The following is a 26,681-nucleotide window of genomic DNA, read 5'->3' as shown; positions in this document are numbered from 1 at the left end:
TTTTCCGAAAAAGTAATGGCAAAAATATAGTAATTAAAAAACTCTCACCTAAAATACGCTGGTGAGAGTGAATATTACAAATCATTTTCAGCTTCATAAAAGTTTATAAATTTCTTAACATTTGGACCGATATTTGCCTCTTTTTTGGTTATAATTCCAATCTCCCATTTTGACTCCAAATCTTTTATCGGGATTTTGCTTAAATCAGGGTACCGCTCTAAATATATCAGTGAATCAACAAAAACAAATACCCCCTTATTTAAACTCACAAACTCATAGGCAGCATCTAAGTCGTGGTTGCAGCGGCTGTAAACCTCCGGCTCGAAATCTGCCTTTTTAAATTCTCGCTCCAGTACTGTCTGCATCCTAAATGTCTCATCTAATAGGATTAGTTTTCTATTTTTGATATCGACAAGTTTGAGTTCATCTTCTTTGGCCAGCGAATCACTTTTCTTAACCACCACTGCAAAATTATCATGATATAAACTTTTAAAATTAAAATCATCACTATTTTGCGGGTTAACTGTGATTGCAAGATCAAGATTATTATTTAAAACATTTTTTTCGCAGTCAACATCAGTAAACTCAGATATTTCGATCTCAATCCCAAGTTCCTGGCGGCTGTTTTCAATAATATCCTGAGCATTCAAGACCTGCAGTGTTCCAGGTGAAAAACCAATTTTTAACTTCTTTTTTTCTTTCTCTGCCTTTCTATATACCTCACTTTTAAAATCATCAAAATATTTTTTCAGCCCTTTAGCTTCTGGGTAAAAATATTCGGCAAACTCTGTCGGACTAACCCCCCTGGAATTTCTCTCAAATAGTTTAACTCCAATTTCTGCTTCCAGTTTACTGATCTTCTGACTTAATGCCTGCTGAGTTATAAATAATTCTTTTGCAGATTTGGTTAGATTTTCATTCTCAAAAACTTTGATAAAGTATTTTAAATCATCGATATTCATAAAATCACCCTTAATAAAAAACTTGTATGCTTTGATTATAACATACAAGTTTTTTGAGTGAAAATATTATTTATAGCAATATTTGTTATTTATAATTATCGTACATCTCTGCAAGGATATTTTCTATTTCTGCTGTAGTTAATTCTCTGGGTACAAAATTATAACAGGCATCAGCCATTACCATATCTGCTGTATCTACCAATTCTTCTTTGCTAATTCCCAATTCTGCAAAAGATTTAATTCCTGCTTTCTTTACAAATTCTCTGATTTCTGCAGCTGTTTTCTCAGCAACTTGGGAGTCTGATTCTTCTCCACTAAAGTTTAGACCAAAGGCTTCTCCCACAGTTTTTACCTTATCCGGCTTCACCTCAGCGGCATAAATCATCACTTCCGGTAGGGCTAATCCACAAACTACTCCATGGGTCAGGTGAAATTTAGCTCCAATGGAATGTGCCAGTGCATGCCCTAAATGGACCAGGGCATCATTAAAAGCAATTCCGGCAAAGTTGCTGGCCAGCAGCAAATCCCTTCTGGCTTCCAGATTTTCACTGTCATTTAAAACAATTTCTAAATTATTGACTACTTTCTCTATTGCATCTACTGCCATTAATTCAGAGCGAGGATTAGGGATTTTAGCGGTAATTGCTTCTGCTGCATGAGCCAGAGTATCAATCGCAGTCTGGGCTGTTATCTCAAAAGGAAGAGAAGTTGTGTTTTCGGGATCCAGAATTCCAAGATCCGCATTACCGATCACAGAATTTTTAGCATCATTGGTAGTATCTGTTACCACAGCAATTGAAGTGCTTTCACTTCCCGTGCCAGCTGTAGTAGGAACCATAATAACCGGCACTCCAGGCTGATAAGTTGGATCTCCAAAATACTGGTTGATCGGTAGAGGATTATTTATTAGAATGTTGATTCCTTTAGCTGCATCCATAGGGCTTCCGCCTCCAACTGCTACAATTCCATCTACTTCTTCTTTTTGAGCAAGTTCTCCACCTTCATTAATTATATAATCTGGTGGATCAGGAATTACTTTGTCAAAAACTACAACTTCTATCTGAGCTTCTTCCAAACTCTTAACACTATTTTTAAAAGCAGCTGTTTTCTTTACTCCCTGATCAGTAACCAACAGGACTTTACTGCAGCCCAAATTTTTAGTTTCTTGGCCTAATTGTTCTGTACTGCCTTTTCCATAAATAATAGGACATGTCTGTGCATATTTTGACATAATTATCACTCCATTTTTTTAGGATATTAAATCATAACTCAGTTCTTTAATTATTTTTTTCAATAAATCCAGCAGCAAGTCGTGCTGTTTTACCAACCACTTCTCCACATTTTTCTGCATGATCTTCTATATTAAAAAAATTTTCTGTATCCTCTAGATTAGTAAAATCAAATTCCTTTCCAAATAAATCTTTCTGGATTTTGGGACAGAGAGTTGTTCCAAATTCTTCTATAAATAAATCTCTAAACTGCATCATTTTAACCTGAGCCAATTCTTCCTGTTCTTTAAATTCGGCAGTTCCTACTTCTTTAATTGAGGGATTAAACTTTAAACCAACTGCCAACTGAGCAGCTGTATAGGCTCCACAACTTCCACTAGCAGCACCGCCCCCTCCAGCAAGATTTAAAGACGCATTTACTATGTCTTCGGATATAAAATCAAAAAAACTGCTTAATCCACAAAATGTACTGCGTGAACAAACATCATCTCTGATTTCTGTTTCTCTGGCTTTTTTTTCAATCATGTCCAGTTCTTTATCTTTCATTAGCATATACCTCCCTAAGTTAACTATATAGAACAAGCTGCCTTAAATCCACTTTCAACTGCATTTCTAATCTTGCCAACTTTATTTGCATCACCCAATGTTTTGACATTTGAAAATTCTGATTTGATTTTAGCTGTTAGTTCTTCATTTTCTCTTCTGCCCAGAGCTAAAATTATATAATCAAAATCATATTCTTTAGTTTGATCACTATCCATTAATTCAAAAACTGCTTTTCCATCTCTGACTTCAATTAGTTTATGCTCTGGATATAAGTCGACTCCAAGTTCTCCTATATAGTTCATATGATCAATTAGATTTTGAAAATAAAGGTCCGCACCAATCTCAGATTCCATTTCGAATAAACTTAAATCATTATCTTTTTCTGCCAGTAAATGAGAAATCTCGATTCCGGTCATTCCAGAGCCAATAACTGCAATTTTTTTATTTTTTAACTCAACTTGATCATTTAAAATATCTTCTGAGCTTAATACATTTCCGGAATTAATCCCTTTAATATCGGGAATAATTGGCTTTGATCCCTGGGCTACAAATACTGCAGCGGGATTAATTTCTTTAATGCTGGCTATACTTGCTTTAGTATTTAACCGTAAATCTATATCTAATCTTTTGAGCTGCTCCTGATAATAATCTATTAACCAGGCTATCTTATCTTTTTTAGGCGGTCTTTTTGCTAATTGTAATTGGCCTCCAATCTTATCTTCTTTTTCGAAAATAATAGGCTTATAATTTTTCTCTGCTAGAACTCTGGCAGCTTCTAATCCAGATGGGCCAGCACCGATAATAACCACATTTTCACCTTTGCCGTTTTTACTTAGCTCAGCATACTCAACTTCAGCAGCAGCTTTAATATTGACGGCACATTCAAATCCACCCGGTCTCTGGTCAGCAGAAATTAAAGTTTCCATACAGCGCAGACAGGAAATACATTTTCTTATTTCATTTTCCCGATTAGTCTTAGCCTTATTTGACCATTCTGGATCTGCAAGATGCTGTCTGGCCGAACCAATAAAATCGACTTTTTCGTCCTTAAGCAGCTGATCAGCATATTCAGGGTTTCTGATAACAGAAACACCAATTACAGGAATCTCAATCTTCTTTTTTACTGACTCAGCCAGATTGATTTTCCAACCCTCTGCAAAAGAAGTTGGTTCCCAGGCAGTATTCATTGTTTCATAGATTCCAGAACTAACATCAATAGCGTCAACTCCTAATTCTTCCAATCTCTGTGCTATTTTTATCCCTTCAGCTAATTTTAAACCTGTATCTGCTTTGCCAACTGTCTCCAAAAATTCATCAACTGAAAGACGGACAAGCAAAGGGAAATCTTCGCCACAACGGTCTCTGATCCCCATCACAATTTCTTCCAAAAATCTCATCCTATTCTCAAAACTACCACCATATTTGTCGTTCCTTCGATTGGTGTAAGGGCTTAAAAATTCGTTGATTAAATAACCGTGAGCCCCGTGAACTTCAACTCCATCCACCCCAGCCTTCTTTACGCGTTCTGCAGCATCAATAAATTTTTCTATCATTTCTTCTATCTGTTGGAGAGACATTACTTCTATTGGCTGATGCACAACTTCACATTCTACATCACTTGGTGCTAACATGCCCTGTTTCTGATTAATAGCACTTACTCCCTGGCGTCCTGGATGATAGATCTGTGCTATCAATTTACTATCATACTGCTGGACAGACTCTGCTAATTTTTTTAAACCCGGAATAAACTTATCATCTGCTATCGAAATCTGATGGGTGTTTCCTCTACCCCTTTTATCATCGACACAGGTGGCTTCGGTAACTATTATTCCAACTCCTCCCTTAGCTCTTGCAGTATAAAAGGCTATGTCTTCCTCAGAGACAGTTCCATCTGTATTTGCTAAATAGTTTCCCATTGCGGTCATTACAATTCGATTTTTACTTTTCATTGTTCCAATTTCACCACTGGAAAATAGGTTGTTATACATAATATTCCCCCTAAAAGTTTTTTATTTCACTTTCTCAGTTCACTTACTATTTTAAAATACCTCTCAGAGATTGTGAAACAATTATCTATTGTGACAGCCACAACTAAAACAGGTGACAGCTTAAATTTAGTCATAAAAAAGACCTGACAGCTTAAGTTTCAAAGTGTCAGGTTAAAAATCAATTTGTTTAATATTTTTATTTAATCATTCCTGATAAAGATCAATTATTTCTGTGTCTGCTGTAAAGTGAATCTGCTTCTGCCCCTTAAATTCTTTTACTCTTAAATTTCTTAGTTTATACCAGACATTTTTTTCTAACTCTTTTAAGCCCCAGCTTTCCCAGGAAATAAAATTTATTGTCTCATCTGTTCTAGTTTCCAGCAGTCCCGACTGCCTTATTTTATCATTATCCGAATCCCAGATCCGATAGAGTTTTGCTGTTAAGTTAAAATTATTATCAGTTTTAATTCCAGAAAAATCTAAAGTCTCCGCTCTTTCTAAATTAGAATCAATTTCCTTTACAAACGGGGACATATTATTAGATTGGGTTAAAATATCAAGATTTTTACTTGCTCTGGTAATGGCAACATAAAACAGCCGTCTTTCTTCTTCCAGGTGGTTAATCCTGTTAAGTTTAACCGGCTCAATCAGCTTATTTTCTTTATCAACTGTCGGGAAACTAAAGTTATCATCTTTTACCATATGCAATAAAATAACATTATCTGCTTCTCTACCCTTAGATTGATGTACCGAAAATATTGAAACCGCATTCTCGGGAATACTACCATTATCCTCAACATTATAATAGTCATCACCTTTGCCAAGATAGGAAATGCCAGCATTTTTCAGCTCTTCTTTTATTTCTTTTAATAAAGGAGCAGCTCCATCATAACGACAGATAATCATTATCTCTTCTGGTTCATTTCCTTCTGCCAGATATTCTTTAACCAGATTAACTGTGTATTTTGTTACCTTATATTTATAGCGATTACTCTCTGATAAAACATGCAATTTGGGAATAGTTTCTGCTTTATTATTTGCATTAACTTTTTTCTCAATTTTATGTTTGTTATTTTCTATTAGATAATTACCAGCATCCAGTACTGATCTGGGACAGCGATAATTATCAACAAGATAAGTTTTAGCTGCCCTGCCAAAATATTTTTCAAAATCTATAAAATATTTAGGATCAGAACCCTGAAAAGAATAAATGCTCTGCCAGTCATCTCCAACACAGAATAATTTGACTTGAGAATCCCCTTCAAAAAATTGTTTAATAATTTCAATATGCCCCAGTGATACATCCTGAAATTCATCCACTAATAGGTGATCATATCGCTGTTGATATTTTTGAGGATTTCCTTTTAGAATAGCAGCCGCTTTATAGATCATGTCATTAAAATCAATTTTCCTGTTTTCCTTTAAATAGTCTTCATAATACTGATATAGCATGGCTGCACTTTTAGCAAAATAATACTGTTTTTCAAACTTTCGTGTTAGCAAATTCTCGATTTGATCAACTTTTACATTATTTATTTTAGCAGTATTTATAAATTTTTTGTAGTCATCAATTAAAGAATAGGTGTTAACATCTGCAACTGAATCAATAAATTCTTCAAAACTTTTCTTTTTAAATTTAACTCCTTGAGATTTTAATTTATCTTTTAAAATACTTTCCAAATTACCTTCCTGATAATCATAATCAAAGCTTTCTACTAAAATTTTGCTATATTTTTTAAACTGGCCTCTTGCCCAGGTCATTTTTGCTAAATATTCTTGAGAAGTCAACTCAAACCATTCTGGAACTTCATTTTTTCTATTTACTCCCAGGTGCTCCAGGTAAATATCATATTCCGGTAAATAAAAATCAGGTTGATAGACAACTTTATCTTCTCTTTTATCTGCCCAGTCAGCAATTTTTTCATATTGATATTTAATATTATATAAAAAGAAGAAATCGGCTATTGCTTTTTCTGCCGCGATCTAACTTTTTCTCCTTTGAGAGTTTCATATTTTTTAGATCTCATTTCAGCAAGAAAATCGGTTTTTTCTTCAAAATCATCTTCATTGAGATATTCATCATCATTGTGGCTTAAAAATTTATAAAAATATTCTCTGAACTCCTGATTAGAATTCAAAAACTTATTATAGCCTGCTTCAACAATATTAGTAATATCATTAGGTTCTACGGTAGAAAGCTTATAATCACTCTCTTCTTTAACAATGCTATTTGCAAAAGAATGAATAGTACTTACATTTACCTCAGTAATCTCAAATTTTTCTTTTAATCTAATCTGCATCTCTTCCGCAGCTTTATTAGAATAGGTTATTGCCAGAATTCTCTCAGGTGTTATCCCTTCTTCGATTAAATATTTTATTCTATAGGCCAAAACTGTAGTTTTTCCGGTTCCTGCCGCCGCAATTACCTGATTATATTTTTTGTTTTTAACAACAGCCTCCTGCTGTTTTCTGTTTAAGGGATATTCCCCATAGTTATGAAAAAGATTATGGTATTTTTTTATCTGATTTTCTATATATTCTTTTTCTAAATCTAATTCTTCCCTGTTCTTTGACTTTGTTTTAAACAGCTTTAAAATGAATTCTATTATTTTTCTTATCATATATTTTGAGCTCATTCCTATATAGTTAGTAGTATAGTTAAATCAAATTATATTTGATTCAGCATTAATCTGCAAGCTTTTCGACATTAATGTGCAAAAAACTCCCACCAGAAAATTTGAATATATCTGGTGAGAGTCTTCATCTTATATTATTAAAATTTTATATTTAATTTTTTTCATTTTTCATAACATAAATATCCTTAGTATTTCTGGCCACCTCATTATTAAGATAATTGCAGACACTTTTTATCTCATTAATATCCATTTTCAAAGCGGTCTGGCCCAGAGTTAAGCGAACAGTTTGATCATAAATCATATCAAGTCGGTCATCTATCTTATCAAGTCGATTATCCACCTCGTTGAATCTTTCGTCTACCCTGTCAAGTCTGTCATCAAGATTATTAAACTTATCGCTAAACTTACCATCCAGTTGATCAATACGATTTAAGATCCTATCTAAAATTTCAGATTCGGGCATTTTTTCTACCCCTCCTATCTTCGTATTCTCCATATATCAATATTATATCTTAAAATAATGGTGAGCAGCAAGTATTAATTTGATCAATTTATAATTGTGTTATAATTCAGACTCCCAGCAAATCTTCTAGTCGTAATTTATATATGCACTAAAATAATTTTCTATTTTATAAAACTCACTATTTATTTTCATAGAACCATCTCCAGGATTGGATTGGCTGCAAGTCATATGACAGAAGGCATAACGTCAATCTCATTTTATATGATATCTGGCAATAATCTATTGCTTTTTCCAAATCATTAAATATTCTTTTTCTTTTAGATTTTCATCTACTAATTTTTCTTTTATTTCCAAGTGGTTTCCCTAATTCAGGTGATTTTTTGATTTTATTAAGTGTACTTTTAAGCCTGGGTTTAACACTTCCATCTAAATTATTAATATCGTCTTTAACTTCAGGATGAAACTTAAGCTTCATCAACTAAAGCCCCCCTAAAATCTATTCTTTATCTAATAAATCCATTATTTCTTTTTCGCTTACTGCATCTTTAAGATCAAAGTTTTCTTTTCGTTTGGTTATAATCTCTTCAATATGGGCATCTTCTAATTGATCTTCCAGAAATTCGATTTTTTCTAGTAACATTTCATATTCTTCAATATCCATCATAATACCTTCAATATCATTATTTCTAGTAATAAAAAGCGGGGACTCTTTTGTTTTATCTAACATTTTACTAAAATTACGAACAATTTCAGAAGATGAGACCATATGATCTCTATCAATTCTTAAAGTAACCATTATCTGCACCTCCATAAATTAAAATATTTCATGTTTGGTACAGAAAAATACAACTTTCTTTTGTTGATAGAATTCTGTAGAGTTATTAAGCGCCCATCTACTTTTGCTCTACTTATTCTTTTTCTTGCTGCTTCTGAGCTAATAGAATATTTTTCAATCAATAATTCTTTTAATTCGCCTGAAAGCATTGGTCCATATTTTTTAAGTATATCTTCCATCTGTCACACCTCACTATTTATAATAATAAATAATATATGGCTAGTCTGTTTTTTTATAATCACAGTTATATCAAGGGATTAAGTTAGTTATAAGAAAATCAAATGTCACACCAGCTAAAAAAATAAAAAATTATACCTTTTAATATATAAATAATAGGCATGTCGTGTAACGATACTGGGATTCGCGGTGTGCCCGTTGTCCACAGACCTGGTGCAAAGTTTGCCATCATACTCGCAATTGTTTAATAGCAAGCTTTGCGCCAGAGGGCATGCCGTTAATCCCATGTTATCTGTCTGTTATGACAATATCGACTCTACTGCTTATCATTTATCTTCAAAACTCCGAACCTCTATCTTCTTTTTTGCCACGGTCTGCCCGCAAAAAACTTAACCATCAGTCGGAAGTTTTGAAGATAATGCTATAACCTCTCATAAGATTGATCACGATCTCCCTCAGAGCACCCGGCTAAGATAAAAACTCTGCAGTTTCTATTTACCTTCCCCGGAGAAAGTATAAAAATAAGATTCTGCGATAACCAAACCCTTTCTTCTGCTCTTATTAGCTGCAGTGACATTGTCATAATGTCAGATAACTCAATTATATAAGAAACTTTCTAAACATTAATTTCTTGTTATAATTTGCTACTTCTTTTTTTTAACTATGAACTCATAAATCATCAACTCTCCTTACCCAGGCAGCACTTCTTATATTTTTTTCCACTACCACAGGGACAGGGATCATTTCGGCCTACCTTTTCGCCTTTGACAACTGTCTGTTCACCAACGGAACCATCTCTTTCATTTTTTGACAGGGGCTGCAGGTGCTTTCTCTCTTCTTCAAACAGCTCCTCTGGAGTATGGCCTTTTAAAATCCACATCCGGGTGTTATTGTGCAGCTCATTCAGCTGCTTAACAAATTCCTGGGTCTGTTTCTCATTTTTAAACTCATAATCAATGGCAAAATCCTGCAGCATCGACATAGAACTAAAATCATTTTTTATATCCAGCTTCATAGTCCAGAGAATATCTTCAGCCCTATCTTCTGGAATTGAAAAATCATTAATTAACATTTTTTTGAATTTACGCTGCACAGAATTCAACTTTTCCTCTTCATTGCTGCCGGCATAAAGGATATCCTTTTTTCGAGGTAAATAATAATCTACATTCTGCCTCATCTCGATTTCATCAATTATTTCTTCCGGGCTAATAACTCCGGGATCAAGATAATAATAACTGTAACGTTCAATTCTATCAGTTGAGAGATATATTTCATCTACTAGCTTTCGCAGATAAAGATAATTTACATCTTTTTCAGAGTTATCATAATATTTTTCATAAAAATCATAAATTTCACTTACGCTTAAGGCCCCATAATAAACCAGCAAACCACTGACAAAAGTCATGATTTCTTTATTTTTCTTCAGCTGTTCTTTAAACTCAGAGTCAGTTATAACTTCTTCAATTTGGGGGACTAAATCAGCCGGTATTCTAACTGTAGTTTCCTCTTCATCATCTATCAGGTCAAGAATACCCCGGTAATAAAAATTATTTAAAGCATCGGGTAAAACTTCTTTAAAAGTTACTTTCACTCTCTGCTTCTGCTTCTGTTTTTCAATTACCATCTCTAAAAAATCAATATTTCTGGGAAGCTGATACTTAAGCCAGTCTTTAAGCTGAGCTTTAATTCTTTCAGCAAGAGCCTCTATTAATTCAGACTTGTTTAACTGACTGATTCCGCCAAACTGCCAGTACTGTCTGATTTCAGTTAGTTCCTTTTTGGTTAGAGTCGATAAGTAATCGCCTAAATTTTGCTGTGGCATATTTTAACCTCCTGTGCAGCCAATTGATCTTATATTTTAAAATTTTTGATCTATTCATTATTAATTTTAATTATAGCATAACCTTCAGGTGTTCTCCAACAAAAGTGTTTTGGACTGGAGAATAAAAATTGTAAATCAAAAAACTGCAAACCAAAATTTCTCCTATTACAGAAAAATTATAACAGTTTCTATTATGAGTTGCTATAAAGTTCTTCATATTATATAATATAAATGTGGGTAAAACCCATAAAATACAGGGTGGTGATAAAATGAGTGATAAATTAGTTGTCAAAGTGGACTCAAGAGGCAGAATAACAATCCCCAAAGAAGCTAGAAAAGCTGCAGATATTGAATCAGGAGATGTACTTTTTATGAATCTCAGCCCTGGAAGAGTAGAATTAACCAGGGCAATTGAAGATCCACTTGTAGAATTAACTGCATATGCAGAAAGTGAATATAAAAAAGGGAATACACAAAATCTGAGAGATTTTGCTGAAGAAGAGGGGATTAAATTAGATGAATAATTATTCTGTTGAGATTATTCATTTAGTAAAAGATGACTTAAAAAGACTTAAACATCAAAAAGAAAATGCTATTAAACAAATTATTTCTTTAGAAAATGATCCAATTAAAAAAAGCAAATCTTTATCTGGAAATCTCAAAGGATTAAGAAGTTTTAAGTTCACTTTATCTAATGGACAATATAGAGCAATTTTTGAAATTTTAGAAGATAATAAAGTATGTCTGTTGATTATTGTCGGCAGCAGGCAAAATATTTATCTGGAGGCAAAACGAAGAGTTAAAGCTCTTAAAAAAAATGGATTATTATAAACACTATCCCCAAATTACCGCACTTTCAGAAAAAAGATAAAAGTAAAATATTAGCTAATTAATAAATCAAAGCCCTCATTAGAGGGCTTTTCTTTGCTTATACTATCAATTTCAGTTTTGATATTTGCTCTTACTAGCTCTGTTAGCAAATAAAAAAAGAGCAGCCTCTGCCAAAAATGAGAACTGCTCTTGCTATTTCTTTCTTAATATTTAAGTGATTTTACATACTGTTGATATTTTTCTCGTTTTTTTCTGAGCTTGAATTCTTAAGCTTATCAATTTCATATTCAGTTCACTCTGGCCAATACTCAGGCGAGCAGTTTGATTATGAATCTTTTTAATAGTATGTCCCATTTCATCAAGTTTCTCATCGTGCTTTTTAAGAGTTGATTTGATATTATACAGTTCAATATTCTGCTCTTCAAGAATATTAACCAACTTATCAAAACGTTTATCAAGCTGGTCAAAACGGGCCACAAGTGTCTCTAAGATTTCAGCTTCTGATCTAAGTTGGCACAGAATTATGAACTCTTTTTACCCTTTTTAAAATCAATCTTTTTGACATTATCTCGCCTCGGCTGATAGGTCTCTACCAGATCAACCAAAGCTGCAACTATCTCACTACCAGAAGATTTTTCTGCAAGTTTTGCCAGGCGCTCCAGATGTTTATTTAAAAACTCCTGGTCTACAGCTTCTAAATTATTGATAAAAATCCGCTCATGTTCTGTGGGCAGATTATCTTCAGTATCACATAAAAGCTCTTCGTAAAGTTTTTCGCCCGGGCGCAGTCCGATCACCTCAATATCAATATCTTCATAGGGAGTTAAACCAGAAAGCGAAATTAAATCTTCGGCAAGCTCCATAATCTTGACCGGTTCTCCCATGTCCAGAACAAAAACTTCTCCTCCCATACCTAACGCACCAGCCTGGATCACAAGCTGAGAGGCCTCAGGAATAGTCATAAAGTAGCGGGTTATATCCTTATGAGTCACTGTCAGCGGACCACCATCAGCAATCTGTTTTTTAAATAAGGGGATTACACTTCCCTGACTGCCCAGAACATTACCGAAGCGGACTGCCATAAACTTAGTTTCAGATTTTTTGTTTATAGTCTGGACAACCATCTCAGCTGCCCTTTTGGAAGCTCCCATCACATTAGTTGGGTTAACTGCCTTATCTGTTGAAATTAGAACAAAACGATTAATTTTAAATTCCGCTGCTGTCTCTGCCAGATTTCTGGTTCCCAGGATATTATTCTTAATAGCCTCTTCCGGACTGGTCTCCATTAAGGGTACATGTTTATGAGCTGCCGCATGGAAGATTACATCTGGAGAATGATCGCCAAAAACTTTCTGCAGCTTATTTTTGTCCCTGATACTTCCGATGATGGAGACTAAATCTAAATTGGGATATTTATCGCGCAAATCTCTTTCTAAAAAATAGGTAGTATTTTCATTAATATCAAAAATAATTATTTTTTTCGGATTAAACTTAGCAACCTGACGGCAGAGTTCAGAACCGATTGAGCCCCCACCACCACTGACCAGCACAGTCTTATCCTGCAGATAATCAGAAATTTCATCAGTTATCAAATCCACCTGATCCCGGCGCAGCAGGTCTTCTACCTTAACCTCCCGGATCTGATTTAAGGAAACATCACCTTTTAGAATTTCATAAACTCCAGGTACAATTTCCACCTTGACCTCTTTTTTATTGCTCAGCTCATAAAACCGCTTAATTGTCTTACCATCAGCAGAGGGAATAGCTATAATTACCTCATCAACATCGTATTCCTCAATCAACTGCGGTATTTTTGAAGTTTTACCCAGCACCCGATTCCCGTGAATCTCCAGAGACTGCTTAGCCGGATCATCATCGACAAGCCCCACAATTCTTTTGCCAATTTCCGGATGTTTCTGCATTTCTCTAATTATCATTTCTGCAGCATCACCGGCTCCAATAATTAAAACTCTGCTCTGAGATTTATGAGTCTGATTGCGGTTTAAATAATCTTTGAGCAGGCGAAGTCCAAACCTCATTCCTCCGAGCAAAAAGATATCCGACATTAAATTAATGGCGATTATGCTGCGGGGAAAAGAAACTCTAAAGAAATAGATATAGATTACAAATATAATATTGATTACTATTGTGGCTTTAAAAATAGAATAAAGCTCAGACATGCTGGCATACTGCCACATCTTATTATAGAGTGCTGAAAAATAGAGGACAAAAAATGAGATAACTGTAATTGCCAGCAAATAATCAATTCTAAAATACTGCATCCAGGCTTCATCAAAACGCAAAATAAAGGAAAATAGTACTGCCAGATTAACTAAAGCCAGGTCAATGATAATTAACCTCGGCTTTTTATATAATTTTAAAAGATATTCAATCATTTTAAACTCAACCCCCGATTTAAATTGCTCCCTGCTTATAACTAATTATATTATATTGCAATTTCTTTCTTAATTCAATTGATTCGACAATAATAGTGAAAAGATGTGGCAATCTCCAGCCTCCCCTCCACATTATAATATTTACTATCTATAAATAATTACAAAATACTGTTAAAAAATTTTCCAGCAAATGCTATAATATCTAATATGAATTTTGCAGAAAGGAGGACTCCATATTATTATTTTAAATTGTGATAAAATTCTTAATAAACAGAAAGGATGATTTAAATGGGTTATAACAAGATTCAGGATAATTTTTGGATTGATGAAAAGGTTAAAAACTGGGATTTTAAAACGCGGATGATCGCCCTCTATTTATTAAGCAATCAGCACAGTATTTCCGAAGGACTTTATCACCTGCCTTTAAGTTACATGGCAGAAGATATGTGCTTAAAAAAGGAAGAAATTCTGGAGGGGGTTAATAAACTCAGTGCTGATAACTTTATTAAATACGATAAAGACAACTCCATTATTTTGATCATCAATGCTTTAAAGTATCAACCTCTAAATAATATTAACCACTACAAGTCAGCATTAAACAAACTGGAGGCTCTGCCGACCTCCCCGCTGCTGCAGTGTTTTATTGAACAGGCAGAACTATATAATCCTAAATTTTACAGCTATCTCAAGGCGGAAAGCAAAAAGAAAAGATTCTTAAAAAAGGGCTTCTCAACCAGAAAAGACAAGGGGCTTACTGCAGATAGAAATAAGGGGCTGCAGACAAACAGTCTGGATGGGCTTTCGACAAATAATAGTAACTCTCAAGCTCCAGCTCTATCTCTATCTCCAACTCAAACTCCAGCTCAAGCTCAAATAAAAACAGAGGCTGAAAAAAAGGAGGAAGCTGAATTTTTAGAACAGATAAACTCAGATGATAATTTTAAAAAGGCAGCTGAACTCGCTTCTTATTTAATTGAGCTGATAGCTGCTAATAATCCCCGGGCTGCTGTTCCAAAAAAAGATCCTGCCGACAGGCTTTTTCTAAAGTGGACAAAAGAAATAGAAAAACTCCACCGCCTTGGTCCGGTAGGAGCAAAGGCTAAGGAAAATAAAGGCTACAGCTTTGCAGAAATAGAAGCGATTATTTCTTTCAGCCAGCAGGATCAGTTCTGGAAAAACAATATCTTAAGTGCTAAAAAATTAAGAAAACAGGTAATTAAACTGGAAAACAAACTTAAAAGTTCTAAATTTAATGCTCCCAGTCAAAAAAATAATCTCCTAAAGGAACTGTATCTGGCAGCAAAAGAGGAGGAAAATAGCCATGAAGAAAAGTGAAATCATTAAAATCCTGAGTTATTTAAACAACTGCTATAATAACCGCTTTAAGTTTCCAAAGGCTGATGATGACAGTTCGACAATGATGGTGGAGGTCTGGTATGATCTCCTGAAATTATATCAGTACCAGCTGGTGGTGGCAGCGGTAAAGAAATTGATTATCAATCAGCCGCAGTGGCCTCCCACTCCCGGCGAAATAGTTAAGACAATAGAAATACTAAAACAACCAGAGTCAGCTAAAATCACAGCCGGAAAAGCCTGGTATCTGGCTTTAAAAGCTGTGCGTAAATTTGGCTACTATAACCCTGGGGAGGCTATGGAATCTCTGCCGCCTGGAGTTAGAGAAGCTGTCCGCAATTTTGGTGGTTTTGCCGCCCTCTGCCACAGTCAAGACACAAGTTATGTTAAAAACCAGTTTATCAAAATCTATCAGGAAATTAATTTAAAGAATCAGGAGACCGCTTATCTGCCCAGACCCTTCAAGGAGAAACTGCTTTTAATCTCAGAAGAAAATGAGGTGCAGTAAATGAATGCAGAAAGATATACAGAAGAAGAATTATACAAACTGCTGTGGAAAAAGGCCGAAGAAATAGAAAAGGTTCCGGGGGCAAGAGAAATCAACAGTGATCCCTTTCTTCCCAGTTATCAGGTCTTTACTGCCTGTTTTGGTAGGTTTAGAGATTCAGATAAATTGGAAGAACTGGTAAAAAAATTTACCGACCTGAGCAGAAAGAATCGCTGTTTTTGTAATGACTGTCCCAGAGATGAAAACAAATGCAAAAGGGATGTGCGAGATTGCAAGGCTAAATTAACTAACAATGAATTAAGACTTTATTTTATCATTTTTGATAAAATAATTTGCTAATCATTCCTGCAGTCCCTGTTTATTCAGGGGCTGCCCCTTTAATTTAAATCTTTTTTTCTTTTTTAAGTCTTCTCAATTCAGCTGAATAACTGTTCTGTTAAAAAAACCCCTTTCTGAACTAATATCTGATCAAATAAGATCACTTTAGTTCAAAAAGAGGATATTAAATAATATTTAATTTTCATCTTTTTCGTCATCAAAAAAATGATTTATATTCATTGGCGGCATTTGTACAGGTCCAACCTGCATTTCTAAAGTCATATGACTTATAATGCTTCTAATGTAAGGAAATAATATAGCTAAAGTGTTTTTCTTAATTATTTCCTTATGCTTTCTATTTTTATCATCATAATTCGCTAAGGAAAAGTTCCCATTAATTTTTAATTTCAGATAAAATGGTTTATTATTCTCGACATAGTTTTTATCAAATATATAGCAAGTCACAATTCTTTTAAAATTATTTTGATTTCTTTCAGTTTCAAATTCAAAATTTAAATCTACATCAATTTTTTGATCCTGGCCTTTTGCAAAATTTTTATTTTTTTTAAATACAAATTCATCAACATAATAATTCTCAAATTCTAAAACGCTTTTATTGTTTTTCATGCTGCTAATAACTCCACTTCATTTTCTTCCACAGATTGAGAGCTACTTTTTTTAGGTGATTTAAATGTATAATTTTCATTTTGATTACAAATATAGGCATCAAAAACAGACGCATAATCTTTTTCCGCATCCTGTATCTCAATCCCAGCTTCATTTAAATCTTTTATTAAATCTTCTTTAGTCACATTATCAAAATATGCATCAATTTCCTCTTCTAACTTATTTGAATTAATAACCAGCTTCTCATTTTGCTTTAATTCTGTTAAATTATCCATTATCAACCCTCCCTTTTTTCACTTCGGCTATAGAACCTTTATCAAGATAATTATTATCATCTATTGAAATTATTGTGCAGTTTGGAATTCTTGATTTGACCAGTGCTTTTCTTTCTTTAGTAAATTTAATGTATATATGAGAAATAATTATACCTACACTAGAATTGTTTTTTATATGTTCAAATAATTTAAAATCATATTCAAACCCACTATTTCCACTATAATTTTCTCGCAAGTCATAGTAACTCAATTTATTTAATAATCGGTTCCGATATCTATTATATAGTTCTAAACCATCATCAGAAGTAAGATCCAAAATAGAAATATTCTCTAAATTAACCTCTGTTTTTAATACTGAATAGTTTTTATAAGAATAATGTTTTGCATTGTTATTCCAGCTCTGGGCAATAGCCCATTTTGAAGCAAGTGTAATTGGATCCTCGCCAATACCATCCATAAAAAAATATATTCCATTTCCTAACCAATGAGATTTATCATGCTTATAGATAAAATTTTTATCTTTTATATCATCAACATTATTGCTATCTGTCCCATGATAAGCAGCTATTGTCGCTGGCATATTTACACCTTTCCGTCCCCTTTAGTTCTTTCTGACTAACTAAATTATATATCAAATCTAATGACATTTCAATATTTATTTCAAAAAATTTCCAATTAATTTTATCAAAATAATGGATTAGATAATATTAAAACAAAACATATAAAATCTTAATGAGCAAAAAGTTTAAAATATTATTTGCCATTCACAACTAATCACTCCTGCAGTCCCTGTTTATTCAGGGGCTGCCACTTTAACTTAAATCTTTTTTTCTTTTTTAAGTCTTCTCAATTCAGCTGATTCGACATTGGTTAAAATAATTAAGGTGTCTATTGATTCTTTGAGACCTCTGATCAGTGTTTCAAAGCGCAACAATAGATAAATGGATAAAACCATCGGAAACCCATAAGAACTGATTAAGTTGAATAATTGTTCCATAAAAAATCCCCTTTCTGAACTAACGTTTGCGTTAATGGTATCACCTTAGTTCAAAAAGAGGAAGGATGGTTTGTAAGTTATTAGGAATCTAAATCCATTTCCAGAGTGATTTCTTCAGATTGAGAAAGTCTAAAACCTGATTCTTCAGCAGCTTTAATTTTATAAGCTCGGGCATTATACATATTCTTTTCAAATTCCTCTATACTTAGATTATTAAAATGTTCTTCTATATTTTTAATTCTTTCTTTAAAAGTGCGCAGGGGAATCACCACCTTTATAAGCCTTATCTATTCTTTTAAGATTCTGATCATGAAGTTCAGAAATAAAAATCTCGGATCCACATTCATTACAATAAGCTCTTTCTGCCTCATATTCAAATTCCAGACCCCGAACCTCTTTTTTCTCAACTAACTTTTCAATATGATACTCAACTTCTTTTCTGCATTCAGGACAAAAACTTCTCATTTTTTACCCCTTTCAAAGTCCAATATAACAAAATTAACTATAACTATTAGGAATACTCAAGCCATTCTTTTCTGCTGCTTTAAAAAATAATTGTTTATACCACTGAATTCCTTGATAGTATTTATACCAGTTACTCTGCAGAAAATCATCAGCTAAATGTACCCTATTAACTATTCTTTTCTCAAAATCACAGTTAATGAAATCTTTAAAAGCTTTCTTTAACCACATATTATGATAATATTCAATAATATTTTGATCTGAAGAAGATAGCAAACCATTAGCAAGCATAAAGTCTTTCCAGTCATCTATTCGCTCCTCTTCAACTTTTCTAGTAGTAAGAATAGAATGAAATTCTTCATAATTTACTTCAACAATTGAATCATCTCTATACTGTTCATTATTTTCTAAAAACTTCTGTAAAATATCTTTAATTTTTTTGAATGCATCAATAAATATTTCATTATTCTTAACTCTGCTAACTTGATATTGACTTGAAAAGTTATCAGTTGCATCATATTCATATCGCCACTCTAAATAAGGAATATCAGGATAAGAATACACCTGACCATGACCATAAGCAGGGACAAAATGAAAAGCAGAGGTATTGGCCGTCATAGAAGAATAATTATATGTACTTAAGTCCGAATAACTATGGCAGGTGGCAGCATTAATAATTTCATCACCAAGTTGAGAAAGTAAGTCGGAAGGGTTATCAGCAGCAAGGGTTATTTTATTTACTTTGGCATCATCAACAAACTGAGAAGCATAAGCTATTTTGTGGGCAGTTTCCTTTTCTATTCCAACAGAACGGGCCATTGCCAGCAAAGCATAGTAATGAGCATCTTTTTTCATTAAAATCACCCTTAATTTTTATTTGATAGATTCTCGATTGGAATAACTGAAATATTTACCTGGTTAAAGAAAGAATTTAAATTAGATTATTAGTTGTTTATTAATCTATCTACTCAAATTATAATACATTTGTTCGTTTTATTCAAGAAAATCCTTATAATTAATTTTTTATATACTAAAACACCGAAGAATTTTCTTCCGATTCCTTGCAAATCAATTGGTCAGCTATTAAAATAAACTTACAGTAAGAGAAAGAGGTGGTCCTATGGATATAAATCTAGAAGATGTTTTTGAAATTGTCGAAGAACCAGAACACTCAAAAAATGTTTTATTAAATTTTCAGGAAAAATATGATATTGATTCAGAAGAGCTCCATCTGTTCTATCAACAGAACGGAATTAATTATGAAGAATTACCTGTTACAGAGGAAGATTTTAAATCATGGATTCATCATTTTATTATCTTTAAAGAAAATGGTGGCGATCCCTGGGAATTAAAAGAATCGGATATCTGGGAAGAAAATACTAACTATCAGAACAAGGAGGAAAACTACTCTTCTTGTTCTTTTTTGTTTTCTTGTGTTATTTTATGAGCTTTACAATTTATTTCTTTTATTTTAAAACCTTTAACAGAATGAAAAAGCAACTGCTAATTAGCTATAAATATCAAATAATATTTTACACTTTCGTTAAATAAGATTTTACACCTAAGACTTTTCAAAAATGATTTCTCTGCAAGTTAATCTGTAGCTATCACCATCTAAATTGATAATTTCGCACTTGTGAATTATGCGGCATTAAATTAAAGCTTTAAAAAAGAAAATATCTCACCTATTAGAGTAAGATTAGAAATCAAACTAAATCTAACTTTACTTGCCTATTCAATGCTTTTACAATTTTTCTTTAATCAAGCTCATCTAAAGTATCTTTATGATCATTATCATCGTCATCTCCAAATACCAGGTAGCCATACCCACCTTCAATTAGATACTCATTATATCTACTCTCTGAAATTTTATTATTTTCAAGTGCTTCTTCAGCTAATTCAGCATAGTCAGATTCTACGATTATATCTGCATCAGTTTTTACTTTAAAGTATAATTCTGTTGAATATCCGTATCTTTTAGCCGCTTTAGTTATATTAATATCTTTTAAATTTTGATATTCTTTATTTTTTATATGATTATCCAGTTTTAGTCTCAAGATAAGAGCCTGGTGGCTAATTTTAAAATAATTTTCGAGATAAAGACAATCTGATACATCAATTTTACTCTTATTTTTTTTAGTAAGCCTTTTTTTTAGATGAAAATTTAGGGCTTCTCGGGGCATTAATAAATAAGAGGCAAAAGTATCAGCTTCTTTCTCTAGCGACTTCTGTTTTCCATTTAAATTAACATTATATTTTAAATGATAATATTCATGAGCTGCAGTAAAATATTGGCGGCCTGGCGAGGTATTAATATTAATTAAAATTGCCTGCACCTCACCTTTTTTGATGAAAAGACCATATAATCCACTCTCAATTGACATTTTTATAATACTTACATTACCATTATATTTTAAAACTTCAAAAATATTAATTGCTTCTGTATTGCTCAAACCAAATTCATTTCTGGTTTCTATAGCTCTAGTTTCAGCAAGAGGATTATTAGCTTTACTCATTTTATTTTACCTCCTGCATATTTTTTAATTCATATAAGTTATTAACAAAATTTTTTGCCCATTCAATTTTCTCAAGATCATCCTGTTTAATATCAGTTGAGCGGTGAGCTATCTCTAATTGTTCTTCTTCTGTTCTTTCTCCAACAAAGTATTCAATACTTTTACCATATAGGTTAGAGAATTTGTTTAACAAAGATAAATTAATTTTTCTGGCACCTGTTTCATAGTAGGAGATTTGACTTCTTTTTTTACCAATTAAATCAGCTACTTCCTGCTGTGAATAATTCATATCCACCCGAGCTTCTTTTAACCTTTTTGCAATCTTTTCATAGTTTAACATTATGCTCACCCCTTCATTTAAATTCTTATATATTCATTGTAACATATTTGTTACAATGAAACAATATAAAATTAAGAAAGTAACATAATTCAATTTGTTGTATACTAAAATTACCGAAAGTTGCAAAGTAGTATTCTTGAAAGTTGCAAACTAAAATTCCCTATTATTGCATTTTAGCAAATCTCCACTGCAACACAAGAACACTGTTGCAATAAAAAAACTCCCACCAGAAACTTTAAGTTCTAATGAGAGTTCAATTTAAAATATCCGATATCTCAAATTCATCTTGAGAGTCATTATAATTGAAATAAGATATTATATTAACTAGATAATCACTTACTGCCCGCTCAGCATCTGAATTATCAAAATAATTATAAGTTGTAATTGCTCCATTGTTCATTAAATACCGGGCCTGCATTGACATGGTATATAATTGTTTATAACTATGAGCAGTTCTTCTATCTGTATTCTTTTTTACTAAATCAGATCTAATCTTATGAATAGATTCTTTGACATTATTGCTATTTTTATATTTAACAGCACTTACCATTTCAGTAGTTGATAACCATGCCTCAACAAAATGCAGTGCAGCATAAAAACTTACCGTGATTATCCAATCACGATAGTGAACCTGCTTTTGATCAGATAATTCTTTGCTTAAAATTGTATTATGCCAGGCCTGTTTAAGATGTTCCTTTTCAGCTGCCATCCAATCACCCTTTAAAAATTATATAATATTTTTCAGATAAAACGTCTTTGGGGCTAAGATATTTAGCAGGTAAATATTCAAAGCTAAAATTTTCAGTTCCCATTACTTCAAAAATAGTATCTTCAATGTTAAATAAGCGTTCCATAAGTTCAGCATCATATTTATCATTCGTAGTAAATATTTTAATATCATAATAGCCATTATCATATTTAGCATAAATAGACTCTACTCCATCTATTTTTGAAAACAAACTAACTACAATGCTTATTTCTTTCTCTTCTTTAGCTACGGTAGTCTGCACCTTATAAATATTAGATAAATTTTTTAGTAAATTTGAAGTAGAAAAATTAAATTGGTCAGTAATTTTTAAGCCCTCTGTAATACGCTGAAAAGAATTTATATTATCTCTTATCTGAGCAGTTAAATTGCTGTTATCAAAGAACTCACTTACATAAGAAACACTATTATTAATTGAATAATTTTCAGGTGATTTTGAAGTTGTTCTTTCCATTATATTCTACCTCCCTCTTTAAATTAAGTTTATCTCTTAAATACTAGCTCATTCGTAGTTTTTCATTTTTCTTTGAATCAGAAAAGTAGAAACTTAAGTCATAAATATTAATTTTTGGAAATATAGAGACGACCCGATTAAAAAATCTGTCTTTTTTCTAAAAAATTCCTCTATGGTCGCTTTGGATCTCCACATAACCATGGTGGTCTTACCTCCCATATCTCCCAGGATCTATGTCCCAACATTCCTTCGTTCTACCTTCCCATGGGTGGAGGCCGGTTCTGCTCCTCAACCGGGTCTTAACTTAGGTTAAGCCCTAATGGTATAAATAATTTCCGGCTAATCCAGTCTTCCTCTTTCAAAGTTCTATTACTCAACTTTAAACAAGCTTTTTTAAATCAACAAACTTATTAACTCATTAACAACAATACACTTAATACTTAGGCTGCTTCCTGTAAATCTAAATTTCTCTCAATATCGTTCATCAACTTTTCACCATCATAATTAACATGTTTTTGACCCAATGCAAAAAATATTCTAATCAATTTGCAGGCTAAAGCTATCATTGACTGTTTAGGTTTCAAAGGATTATCCCTTCGAGTAGTATAGTATTCATGCAGCTGTTTAAACTCCTGATTATTGGCCAGCATTGGCATCATTACTCTGTACAGCAATGCTCTTAATTTAGGTCTTCCTCTTTTAGTTATTCTGGTTTGACCCTGATGCTTACCTGACTGTTTTCTTTTAAGTTTAAACCTGCAAGTTTCTGTATCTGTTTTGGATGATCATAGTCCTTTATGTTTCCAACTTCTGCAATGAATCCTGCTACTGTAATTAGACCTACACCATTTACTGATTCCATATATTTAGCTTCTTCCATATTCTCAAGCAGTTCTTCTACTTTTTCTTCAAGCAGTTCTTTCTGCTTATTTAAAAGCTCATACTGCTCCAGTAGATTCCTTAATTCAAACCGAGTAAATTCTCCACCTTCTTTAATACCAATTGAACTTAAAGCCGCTTTTTTAAGCTTTCTGGCTCTTTTAATGCCTACAGCTCTATTAGCACCTTTTCTGAAAATCTCAACTATTTCTTCCTCTGTTTTTTCAAGTATCAATTCAGGTAAAAAGAGTTCTTTTAAAACTGCAACTGAAGCTTTTCCATCCCATTTTTTAAAAACAGTGCTATACTCAGGAAAATATTTGTCTATCAGCTGCTGCACTTTATTTGAAAGATTTACTATATCTTTAACCAGTCTTTCTCTGTGAGTCATTGCTACTCTCAAATCTGCATATTCTTTTTCTGGTATATGTGGCACAGAATATCTACCATCTATTACCAGTTTAGCTATGACTTTAGCATCTTTTCTGTCTGTTTTAGTAGGTGAGTTATCATCTAAAGACTTGCTCTTTTTTACATGAGCAGGATTTACCACTACTCTCAAAAAGTCTGTCTTTCTTCTTAGATATTCCTCTAAGGATAACCAGTAATGTCCTGTTGGCTCCATTCCAACTATTACATCAGTTTTATTTTCCTTCTCACTTACTTTTTTAATCCAGTGTAGAAGTTTTTTGAAACCTGCTTCATTGTTTTCAAAAAAGATTGCTTTATCATATTCTATTCCTCTAAAATTGAAGGATCTTGCAGCATGTTTATTCTTTGCGATATCCACTCCAACTACCAGCGTTGAAACTTTTACTTGCATAATCTTTTTGTTTTGAGTATAATTCATATTAGATACCTCCTTGGTTTTTTAGAGATCAGAATGACCTCTGATACTCCGTATTATACCAAGGGGGTATTTTTTTGTCGATATTGATTTTTATTCATTACAGGAATGCTCCTTACTGATCCGGTAAATTACTAATTATTTCTTTAATTTTTTCACTGGAGATTTCTAAGTATTGAAAGATATCACTTTTACTCAAATCTCTATCATCATCTGGAACTAGATTTCTATCTACAACAATATTCAAATAATTAGCATCAGCTTTTAAACGCAGCCACTGATTAACTTTTTCACCTTCCCAGAGATCTTCAATCAATGAATGAATTTCTTTCTGTTTTTCCTGGCTCTGTAAATTATTGCTGAAGTAATGCTTATCTAAAAATTTTAAAGTATTATTATTAAATTCTTTTTTAGCATTAATGACTAACCCAATTCTATTAATCGACCAGTTATAATCGTTAAGCGAAACTGCTGCAATTGTTTTAGCAAAATCAACTGCTTTATTAATTTTAGAAGAAACTTCACCCTGGATAATAAAGTTAGCACGAAGCGAACTCAGCTGAAATTGATATTCTCCATCCTGTGAAGACATAATAATTCGAGGTACTTCAGGAGGGGTCTGGTCATTTACTGGCAGAACTGATTTTTGCCCACCATCAAATATATTAGCAAAACTTTTATCAAAAGAATCAGCTATTTTAAAAAGGTTGGATGACTTCCAAAAATTATAAAATAATACCACCTGTGCCTGCTGGATATTAGCATCCATAGCTTTTCCTCCTAAGTTTAAACTAGCATTATAAAAGCTTAGTAAATAATGAAGTCTATAAAATTATATCTATAAACCCCAATTGCAATTCCTTTATTAAATTATACCCTAAATAAAGACTAGAATCAATATATATTTCAAAAATTTTCCAAATAAATTCTAAAGTTAAAATTGGGAGTAGTAATCTTATACTATAGTTTCTCCTTTAAAGTTTTTAAGCCGTTCTGTATTCATAATTCTTCCATTTCTTAGCCAGTTTTCTCATTTCTAAAACTGAAATATTTAATACTTCTGCAGCCTTATTAATGGTTATTTCTTCTTTGACAACTAATTTTCTAACCAGAGCAAATAGCTTTTCATTTTTTCTTATATTATCCCTCGGTTCTGGTTTTTTTTTGTCATATCCAGCCTCTTTGAGTTTTTTGAATAAAGCACCTAATATTTTACCATTTATATAACCATATTTATTTAAAGTCATGATCAAAGACTTTGCACTAACACCAAATTCTTTCTTCTTCTCAATAATCAGGTCCAGGTCAATATAACCATCAAAATAATAATCATAATTTTTTAAAACATTAGCAGGTACTAAAAATGACATTGCGAAATGATCTGCTGCTTTTTCTCTTATATCTTTCATCCGGGTGTTAGCATACTTTAACTCATTAATATCTTTGCTGTATTGATCACGGTGAAGAATTAAGTGCCCTAATTCATGGACTGCAGAAAAGATTTTTCTTTCTTCGGGAATATCTCTGCTGTCATTAATAAAAATATAGGCACCTTTATCTTCAGAATAAGCAGAAACAGCATCTAAATTAGCATTTTTTATTTCCTGAGCAATTACATTAATATTATTTTCTTCAAAAAGAGTAAAGACATTGATATTTAATGCATCATCTACCCCCATATATCTTCTCTGTTTTTCTGCAATTTTTTCTATCGCGGTTTTTTCTTTTTCATTTAATTTATTACCTTCGATTTTTAGTTTATATTCTTCTGGTAAATAATCTTTTACTGGGTCATCACTCAGTTCTATAATTTCATGATATAATTTAAATTTCTCTGCAATTTTATTTTTTAATTTGTCATCAAAATTATTTTCTGGATCATCGGCTCTAAACATAAATGATACTTTTTCTCTTTTTGATTTTTTGCTTAAAAAGAAATCAATCTCTTTATCAAAATATCTGGTTAATTTGTATAATTTGCCGCTATCCATTACTCTTTCTCCATCTAAATACTTTGCAAAAGTCTGTCTGGTAACCCCTATGATCTCTCCCATTTCAGTCTGGTTAAGGTTGAATTCATCCTGCAGCTCTTTTAAATTTTTAGCTATTACTTCTGCCACTTTCATAATGGCACCTCCCCATTAATGTTAATTTTATATAACTTCTATTGAAATATCAAAAATATATTTGTTATACTATATTAACATTATAATCGTCATCTCCAAATACCAGGTAGCCATATCCACCTTCAATTAGATACTCATTATATCTACTCTCTGAAATTTTATTTTTTTTAGTAAGCTTTTTTTAGATGAAAATTTAGGGCTTCTCGGGGCATTAATAAATAAGAGGCAAAAGTATCAGCTTCTTTCTCTAGCGACTTCTGTTTTCCATTTAAATTAACATTATATTTTAAATGATAATATTCATGAGCTGCAGTAAAATATTGGCGGA

33 protein-coding genes and 1 pseudogene are annotated in these 26,681 nt (G+C 32.6%); 6 read left to right on the top strand and 28 right to left on the bottom strand.

What is annotated here, in order from left to right:
* Positions 1 to 74: 74 nt before the first annotated feature.
* The 11 genes from DFR79_RS04370 to DFR79_RS16305 all read right to left on the bottom strand — a co-directional run bounded on the left by DFR79_RS04370 (position 75) and on the right by DFR79_RS16305 (position 10,658).
* A complete protein-coding gene (locus DFR79_RS04370) occupies positions 75 to 962 on the bottom strand; it encodes a LysR family transcriptional regulator (RefSeq protein ID WP_133514289.1) in 888 nt (295 codons plus the stop codon).
* Positions 963 to 1,047: 85 nt separating this feature from the next.
* A complete protein-coding gene (locus DFR79_RS04365) occupies positions 1,048 to 2,193 on the bottom strand; it encodes an iron-containing alcohol dehydrogenase (RefSeq protein WP_133514288.1) in 1,146 nt (381 codons plus the stop codon).
* 46 nt (positions 2,194 to 2,239) lie between these two features.
* Complete coding sequence (locus tag DFR79_RS04360; RefSeq protein ID WP_166637970.1) at positions 2,240 to 2,737, bottom strand: C-GCAxxG-C-C family protein; 498 nt, start codon at positions 2,735 to 2,737, stop codon at positions 2,240 to 2,242.
* 23 nt (positions 2,738 to 2,760) lie between these two features.
* Positions 2,761 to 4,725 carry an FAD-dependent oxidoreductase gene (locus DFR79_RS04355; RefSeq protein WP_133514286.1) on the bottom strand — a complete coding sequence of 655 codons (1,965 nt, stop codon included), beginning with the start codon at positions 4,723 to 4,725 and terminating at the stop codon, positions 2,761 to 2,763.
* 204 nt (positions 4,726 to 4,929) lie between these two features.
* Positions 4,930 to 6,513 carry a UvrD-helicase domain-containing protein gene (locus tag DFR79_RS04350; protein WP_133514285.1) on the bottom strand — a complete coding sequence of 528 codons (1,584 nt, stop codon included), beginning with the start codon at positions 6,511 to 6,513 and terminating at the stop codon, positions 4,930 to 4,932.
* Between the two features lie 173 nt (positions 6,514 to 6,686).
* Positions 6,687 to 7,346, bottom strand: a complete 660-nt coding sequence (locus DFR79_RS04345) for a UvrD-helicase domain-containing protein (RefSeq protein ID WP_166637969.1) — start codon at positions 7,344 to 7,346, stop codon at positions 6,687 to 6,689.
* A gap of 166 nt (positions 7,347 to 7,512) precedes the next feature.
* On the bottom strand, positions 7,513 to 7,824 hold the full coding sequence (locus DFR79_RS04340) for a hypothetical protein (RefSeq protein WP_133514283.1): 312 nt from the start codon (positions 7,822 to 7,824) through the stop codon (positions 7,513 to 7,515).
* Positions 7,825 to 8,149: 325 nt separating this feature from the next.
* Positions 8,150 to 8,302 carry a hypothetical protein gene (locus DFR79_RS04335; protein WP_243727703.1) on the bottom strand — a complete coding sequence of 51 codons (153 nt, stop codon included), beginning with the start codon at positions 8,300 to 8,302 and terminating at the stop codon, positions 8,150 to 8,152.
* A gap of 18 nt (positions 8,303 to 8,320) precedes the next feature.
* On the bottom strand, positions 8,321 to 8,620 hold the full coding sequence (locus DFR79_RS04330; RefSeq protein WP_133514282.1) for a type II toxin-antitoxin system Phd/YefM family antitoxin: 300 nt from the start codon (positions 8,618 to 8,620) through the stop codon (positions 8,321 to 8,323).
* Entirely contained in the window at positions 8,620 to 8,838 is a 219-nt protein-coding gene (locus DFR79_RS04325; protein WP_133514281.1) for a hypothetical protein, read from the bottom strand. The genes DFR79_RS04330 and DFR79_RS04325 overlap by 1 nt, the downstream gene beginning before the upstream one ends.
* Before the next feature lie 677 nt (positions 8,839 to 9,515).
* Positions 9,516 to 10,658 (bottom strand): YecA family protein, encoded by a 1,143-nt coding sequence (locus tag DFR79_RS16305; protein ID WP_133514280.1) that lies wholly within the window; start codon positions 10,656 to 10,658, stop codon positions 9,516 to 9,518.
* A 269-nt stretch (positions 10,659 to 10,927) separates the two neighbouring features.
* On the opposite strand from DFR79_RS16305, the gene DFR79_RS04315 reads away from it, so the two are divergent.
* The gene (locus DFR79_RS04315; RefSeq protein WP_133514279.1) at positions 10,928 to 11,182 is read left to right on the top strand and encodes an AbrB/MazE/SpoVT family DNA-binding domain-containing protein; all 255 of its coding nucleotides are present in this window, start codon (positions 10,928 to 10,930) and stop codon (positions 11,180 to 11,182) included.
* Positions 11,175 to 11,489, top strand: a complete 315-nt coding sequence (locus DFR79_RS04310; protein WP_133514278.1) for a type II toxin-antitoxin system RelE family toxin — start codon at positions 11,175 to 11,177, stop codon at positions 11,487 to 11,489. The genes DFR79_RS04315 and DFR79_RS04310 overlap by 8 nt, the downstream gene beginning before the upstream one ends.
* A 210-nt stretch (positions 11,490 to 11,699) precedes the next feature.
* Here the strand turns inward: DFR79_RS04310 and DFR79_RS04305 are convergent, their stop codons facing one another.
* Positions 11,700 to 11,966, bottom strand: coding sequence for a hypothetical protein (locus DFR79_RS04305; RefSeq protein ID WP_243727702.1), 267 nt, complete (start codon positions 11,964 to 11,966; stop codon positions 11,700 to 11,702).
* A gap of 44 nt (positions 11,967 to 12,010) precedes the next feature.
* Complete coding sequence (locus tag DFR79_RS04300; RefSeq protein WP_133514276.1) at positions 12,011 to 13,885, bottom strand: polysaccharide biosynthesis protein; 1,875 nt, start codon at positions 13,883 to 13,885, stop codon at positions 12,011 to 12,013.
* 288 nt (positions 13,886 to 14,173) lie between these two features.
* On the opposite strand from DFR79_RS04300, the gene DFR79_RS04295 reads away from it, so the two are divergent.
* The 3 genes from DFR79_RS04295 to DFR79_RS04285 are packed head-to-tail and all read left to right on the top strand — an operon-like array spanning position 14,174 to position 16,085.
* Complete coding sequence (locus tag DFR79_RS04295; protein ID WP_133514275.1) at positions 14,174 to 15,220, top strand: hypothetical protein; 1,047 nt, start codon at positions 14,174 to 14,176, stop codon at positions 15,218 to 15,220.
* Positions 15,207 to 15,746: a replicative helicase loader/inhibitor gene (locus DFR79_RS04290; RefSeq protein WP_133514274.1), complete on the top strand. Its 540-nt coding sequence runs from the start codon at positions 15,207 to 15,209 to the stop codon at positions 15,744 to 15,746. Before DFR79_RS04295 ends, DFR79_RS04290 begins: the two co-directional genes overlap by 14 nt.
* Complete coding sequence (locus tag DFR79_RS04285; RefSeq protein ID WP_133514273.1) at positions 15,747 to 16,085, top strand: hypothetical protein; 339 nt, start codon at positions 15,747 to 15,749, stop codon at positions 16,083 to 16,085.
* Positions 16,086 to 16,259: 174 nt separating this feature from the next.
* Here the strand turns inward: DFR79_RS04285 and DFR79_RS04280 are convergent, their stop codons facing one another.
* The 7 genes from DFR79_RS04280 to DFR79_RS04250 all read right to left on the bottom strand — a co-directional run bounded on the left by DFR79_RS04280 (position 16,260) and on the right by DFR79_RS04250 (position 19,280).
* Positions 16,260 to 16,691, bottom strand: a complete 432-nt coding sequence (locus tag DFR79_RS04280) for a protein-export chaperone SecB (protein WP_133514272.1) — start codon at positions 16,689 to 16,691, stop codon at positions 16,260 to 16,262.
* On the bottom strand, positions 16,688 to 16,966 hold the full coding sequence (locus DFR79_RS04275) for a hypothetical protein (RefSeq protein WP_133514271.1): 279 nt from the start codon (positions 16,964 to 16,966) through the stop codon (positions 16,688 to 16,690). Before DFR79_RS04275 ends, DFR79_RS04280 begins: the two co-directional genes overlap by 4 nt.
* On the bottom strand, positions 16,959 to 17,546 hold the full coding sequence (locus tag DFR79_RS04270; RefSeq protein WP_133514270.1) for a hypothetical protein: 588 nt from the start codon (positions 17,544 to 17,546) through the stop codon (positions 16,959 to 16,961). The genes DFR79_RS04275 and DFR79_RS04270 overlap by 8 nt, the downstream gene beginning before the upstream one ends.
* Before the next feature lie 237 nt (positions 17,547 to 17,783).
* Positions 17,784 to 17,963 (bottom strand): YvrJ family protein, encoded by a 180-nt coding sequence (locus tag DFR79_RS04265; protein ID WP_133514269.1) that lies wholly within the window; start codon positions 17,961 to 17,963, stop codon positions 17,784 to 17,786.
* A gap of 80 nt (positions 17,964 to 18,043) precedes the next feature.
* Entirely contained in the window at positions 18,044 to 18,232 is a 189-nt protein-coding gene (locus DFR79_RS04260; RefSeq protein WP_133514268.1) for a hypothetical protein, read from the bottom strand.
* Positions 18,210 to 18,428: a hypothetical protein gene (locus DFR79_RS04255; RefSeq protein WP_133514267.1), complete on the bottom strand. Its 219-nt coding sequence runs from the start codon at positions 18,426 to 18,428 to the stop codon at positions 18,210 to 18,212. The genes DFR79_RS04260 and DFR79_RS04255 overlap by 23 nt, the downstream gene beginning before the upstream one ends.
* 33 nt (positions 18,429 to 18,461) lie before the next feature.
* Positions 18,462 to 19,280, bottom strand: coding sequence for a DUF6765 family protein (locus DFR79_RS04250; protein ID WP_133514266.1), 819 nt, complete (start codon positions 19,278 to 19,280; stop codon positions 18,462 to 18,464).
* Positions 19,281 to 19,545: 265 nt separating this feature from the next.
* On the opposite strand from DFR79_RS04250, the gene DFR79_RS04245 reads away from it, so the two are divergent.
* The gene (locus tag DFR79_RS04245) at positions 19,546 to 19,872 is read left to right on the top strand and encodes a hypothetical protein (protein ID WP_133514265.1); all 327 of its coding nucleotides are present in this window, start codon (positions 19,546 to 19,548) and stop codon (positions 19,870 to 19,872) included.
* Between the two features lie 310 nt (positions 19,873 to 20,182).
* Here DFR79_RS04245 and DFR79_RS04235 read toward each other — a convergent pair whose 3' ends face one another.
* The 8 genes and pseudogenes from DFR79_RS04235 to DFR79_RS16535 all read right to left on the bottom strand — a co-directional run.
* Positions 20,183 to 20,941, bottom strand: coding sequence for an ImmA/IrrE family metallo-endopeptidase (locus DFR79_RS04235; protein WP_133514264.1), 759 nt, complete (start codon positions 20,939 to 20,941; stop codon positions 20,183 to 20,185).
* Between the two features lies 1 nt (position 20,942).
* Positions 20,943 to 21,281: a helix-turn-helix domain-containing protein gene (locus DFR79_RS04230; protein WP_133514263.1), complete on the bottom strand. Its 339-nt coding sequence runs from the start codon at positions 21,279 to 21,281 to the stop codon at positions 20,943 to 20,945.
* A gap of 253 nt (positions 21,282 to 21,534) precedes the next feature.
* On the bottom strand, positions 21,535 to 21,990 hold the full coding sequence (locus tag DFR79_RS04225) for a hypothetical protein (RefSeq protein ID WP_133514262.1): 456 nt from the start codon (positions 21,988 to 21,990) through the stop codon (positions 21,535 to 21,537).
* Positions 21,991 to 21,994: 4 nt separating this feature from the next.
* On the bottom strand, positions 21,995 to 22,501 hold the full coding sequence (locus tag DFR79_RS04220) for a hypothetical protein (protein ID WP_133514261.1): 507 nt from the start codon (positions 22,499 to 22,501) through the stop codon (positions 21,995 to 21,997).
* A 440-nt stretch (positions 22,502 to 22,941) separates the two neighbouring features.
* Positions 22,942 to 24,230, bottom strand: a pseudogene (locus DFR79_RS04215) (IS110 family transposase).
* Positions 24,231 to 24,342: 112 nt separating this feature from the next.
* Entirely contained in the window at positions 24,343 to 24,996 is a 654-nt protein-coding gene (locus tag DFR79_RS04210) for a hypothetical protein (RefSeq protein ID WP_133514260.1), read from the bottom strand.
* Positions 24,997 to 25,210: 214 nt separating this feature from the next.
* Positions 25,211 to 26,353: a helix-turn-helix domain-containing protein gene (locus DFR79_RS04205; protein ID WP_133514259.1), complete on the bottom strand. Its 1,143-nt coding sequence runs from the start codon at positions 26,351 to 26,353 to the stop codon at positions 25,211 to 25,213.
* 167 nt (positions 26,354 to 26,520) lie between these two features.
* The coding region (locus DFR79_RS16535) for an ImmA/IrrE family metallo-endopeptidase (protein ID WP_133514342.1) at positions 26,521 to 26,681 on the bottom strand (161 nt) is incomplete at its 5' end.

The sequence above is a fragment of the Halanaerobium saccharolyticum genome, from assembly GCF_004362045.1.
In the GTDB taxonomy this organism is placed as follows: domain Bacteria; phylum Bacillota; class Halanaerobiia; order Halanaerobiales; family Halanaerobiaceae; genus Halanaerobium; species Halanaerobium saccharolyticum_C.
This window is presented reverse-complemented; position numbering and strand designations above follow the sequence as displayed.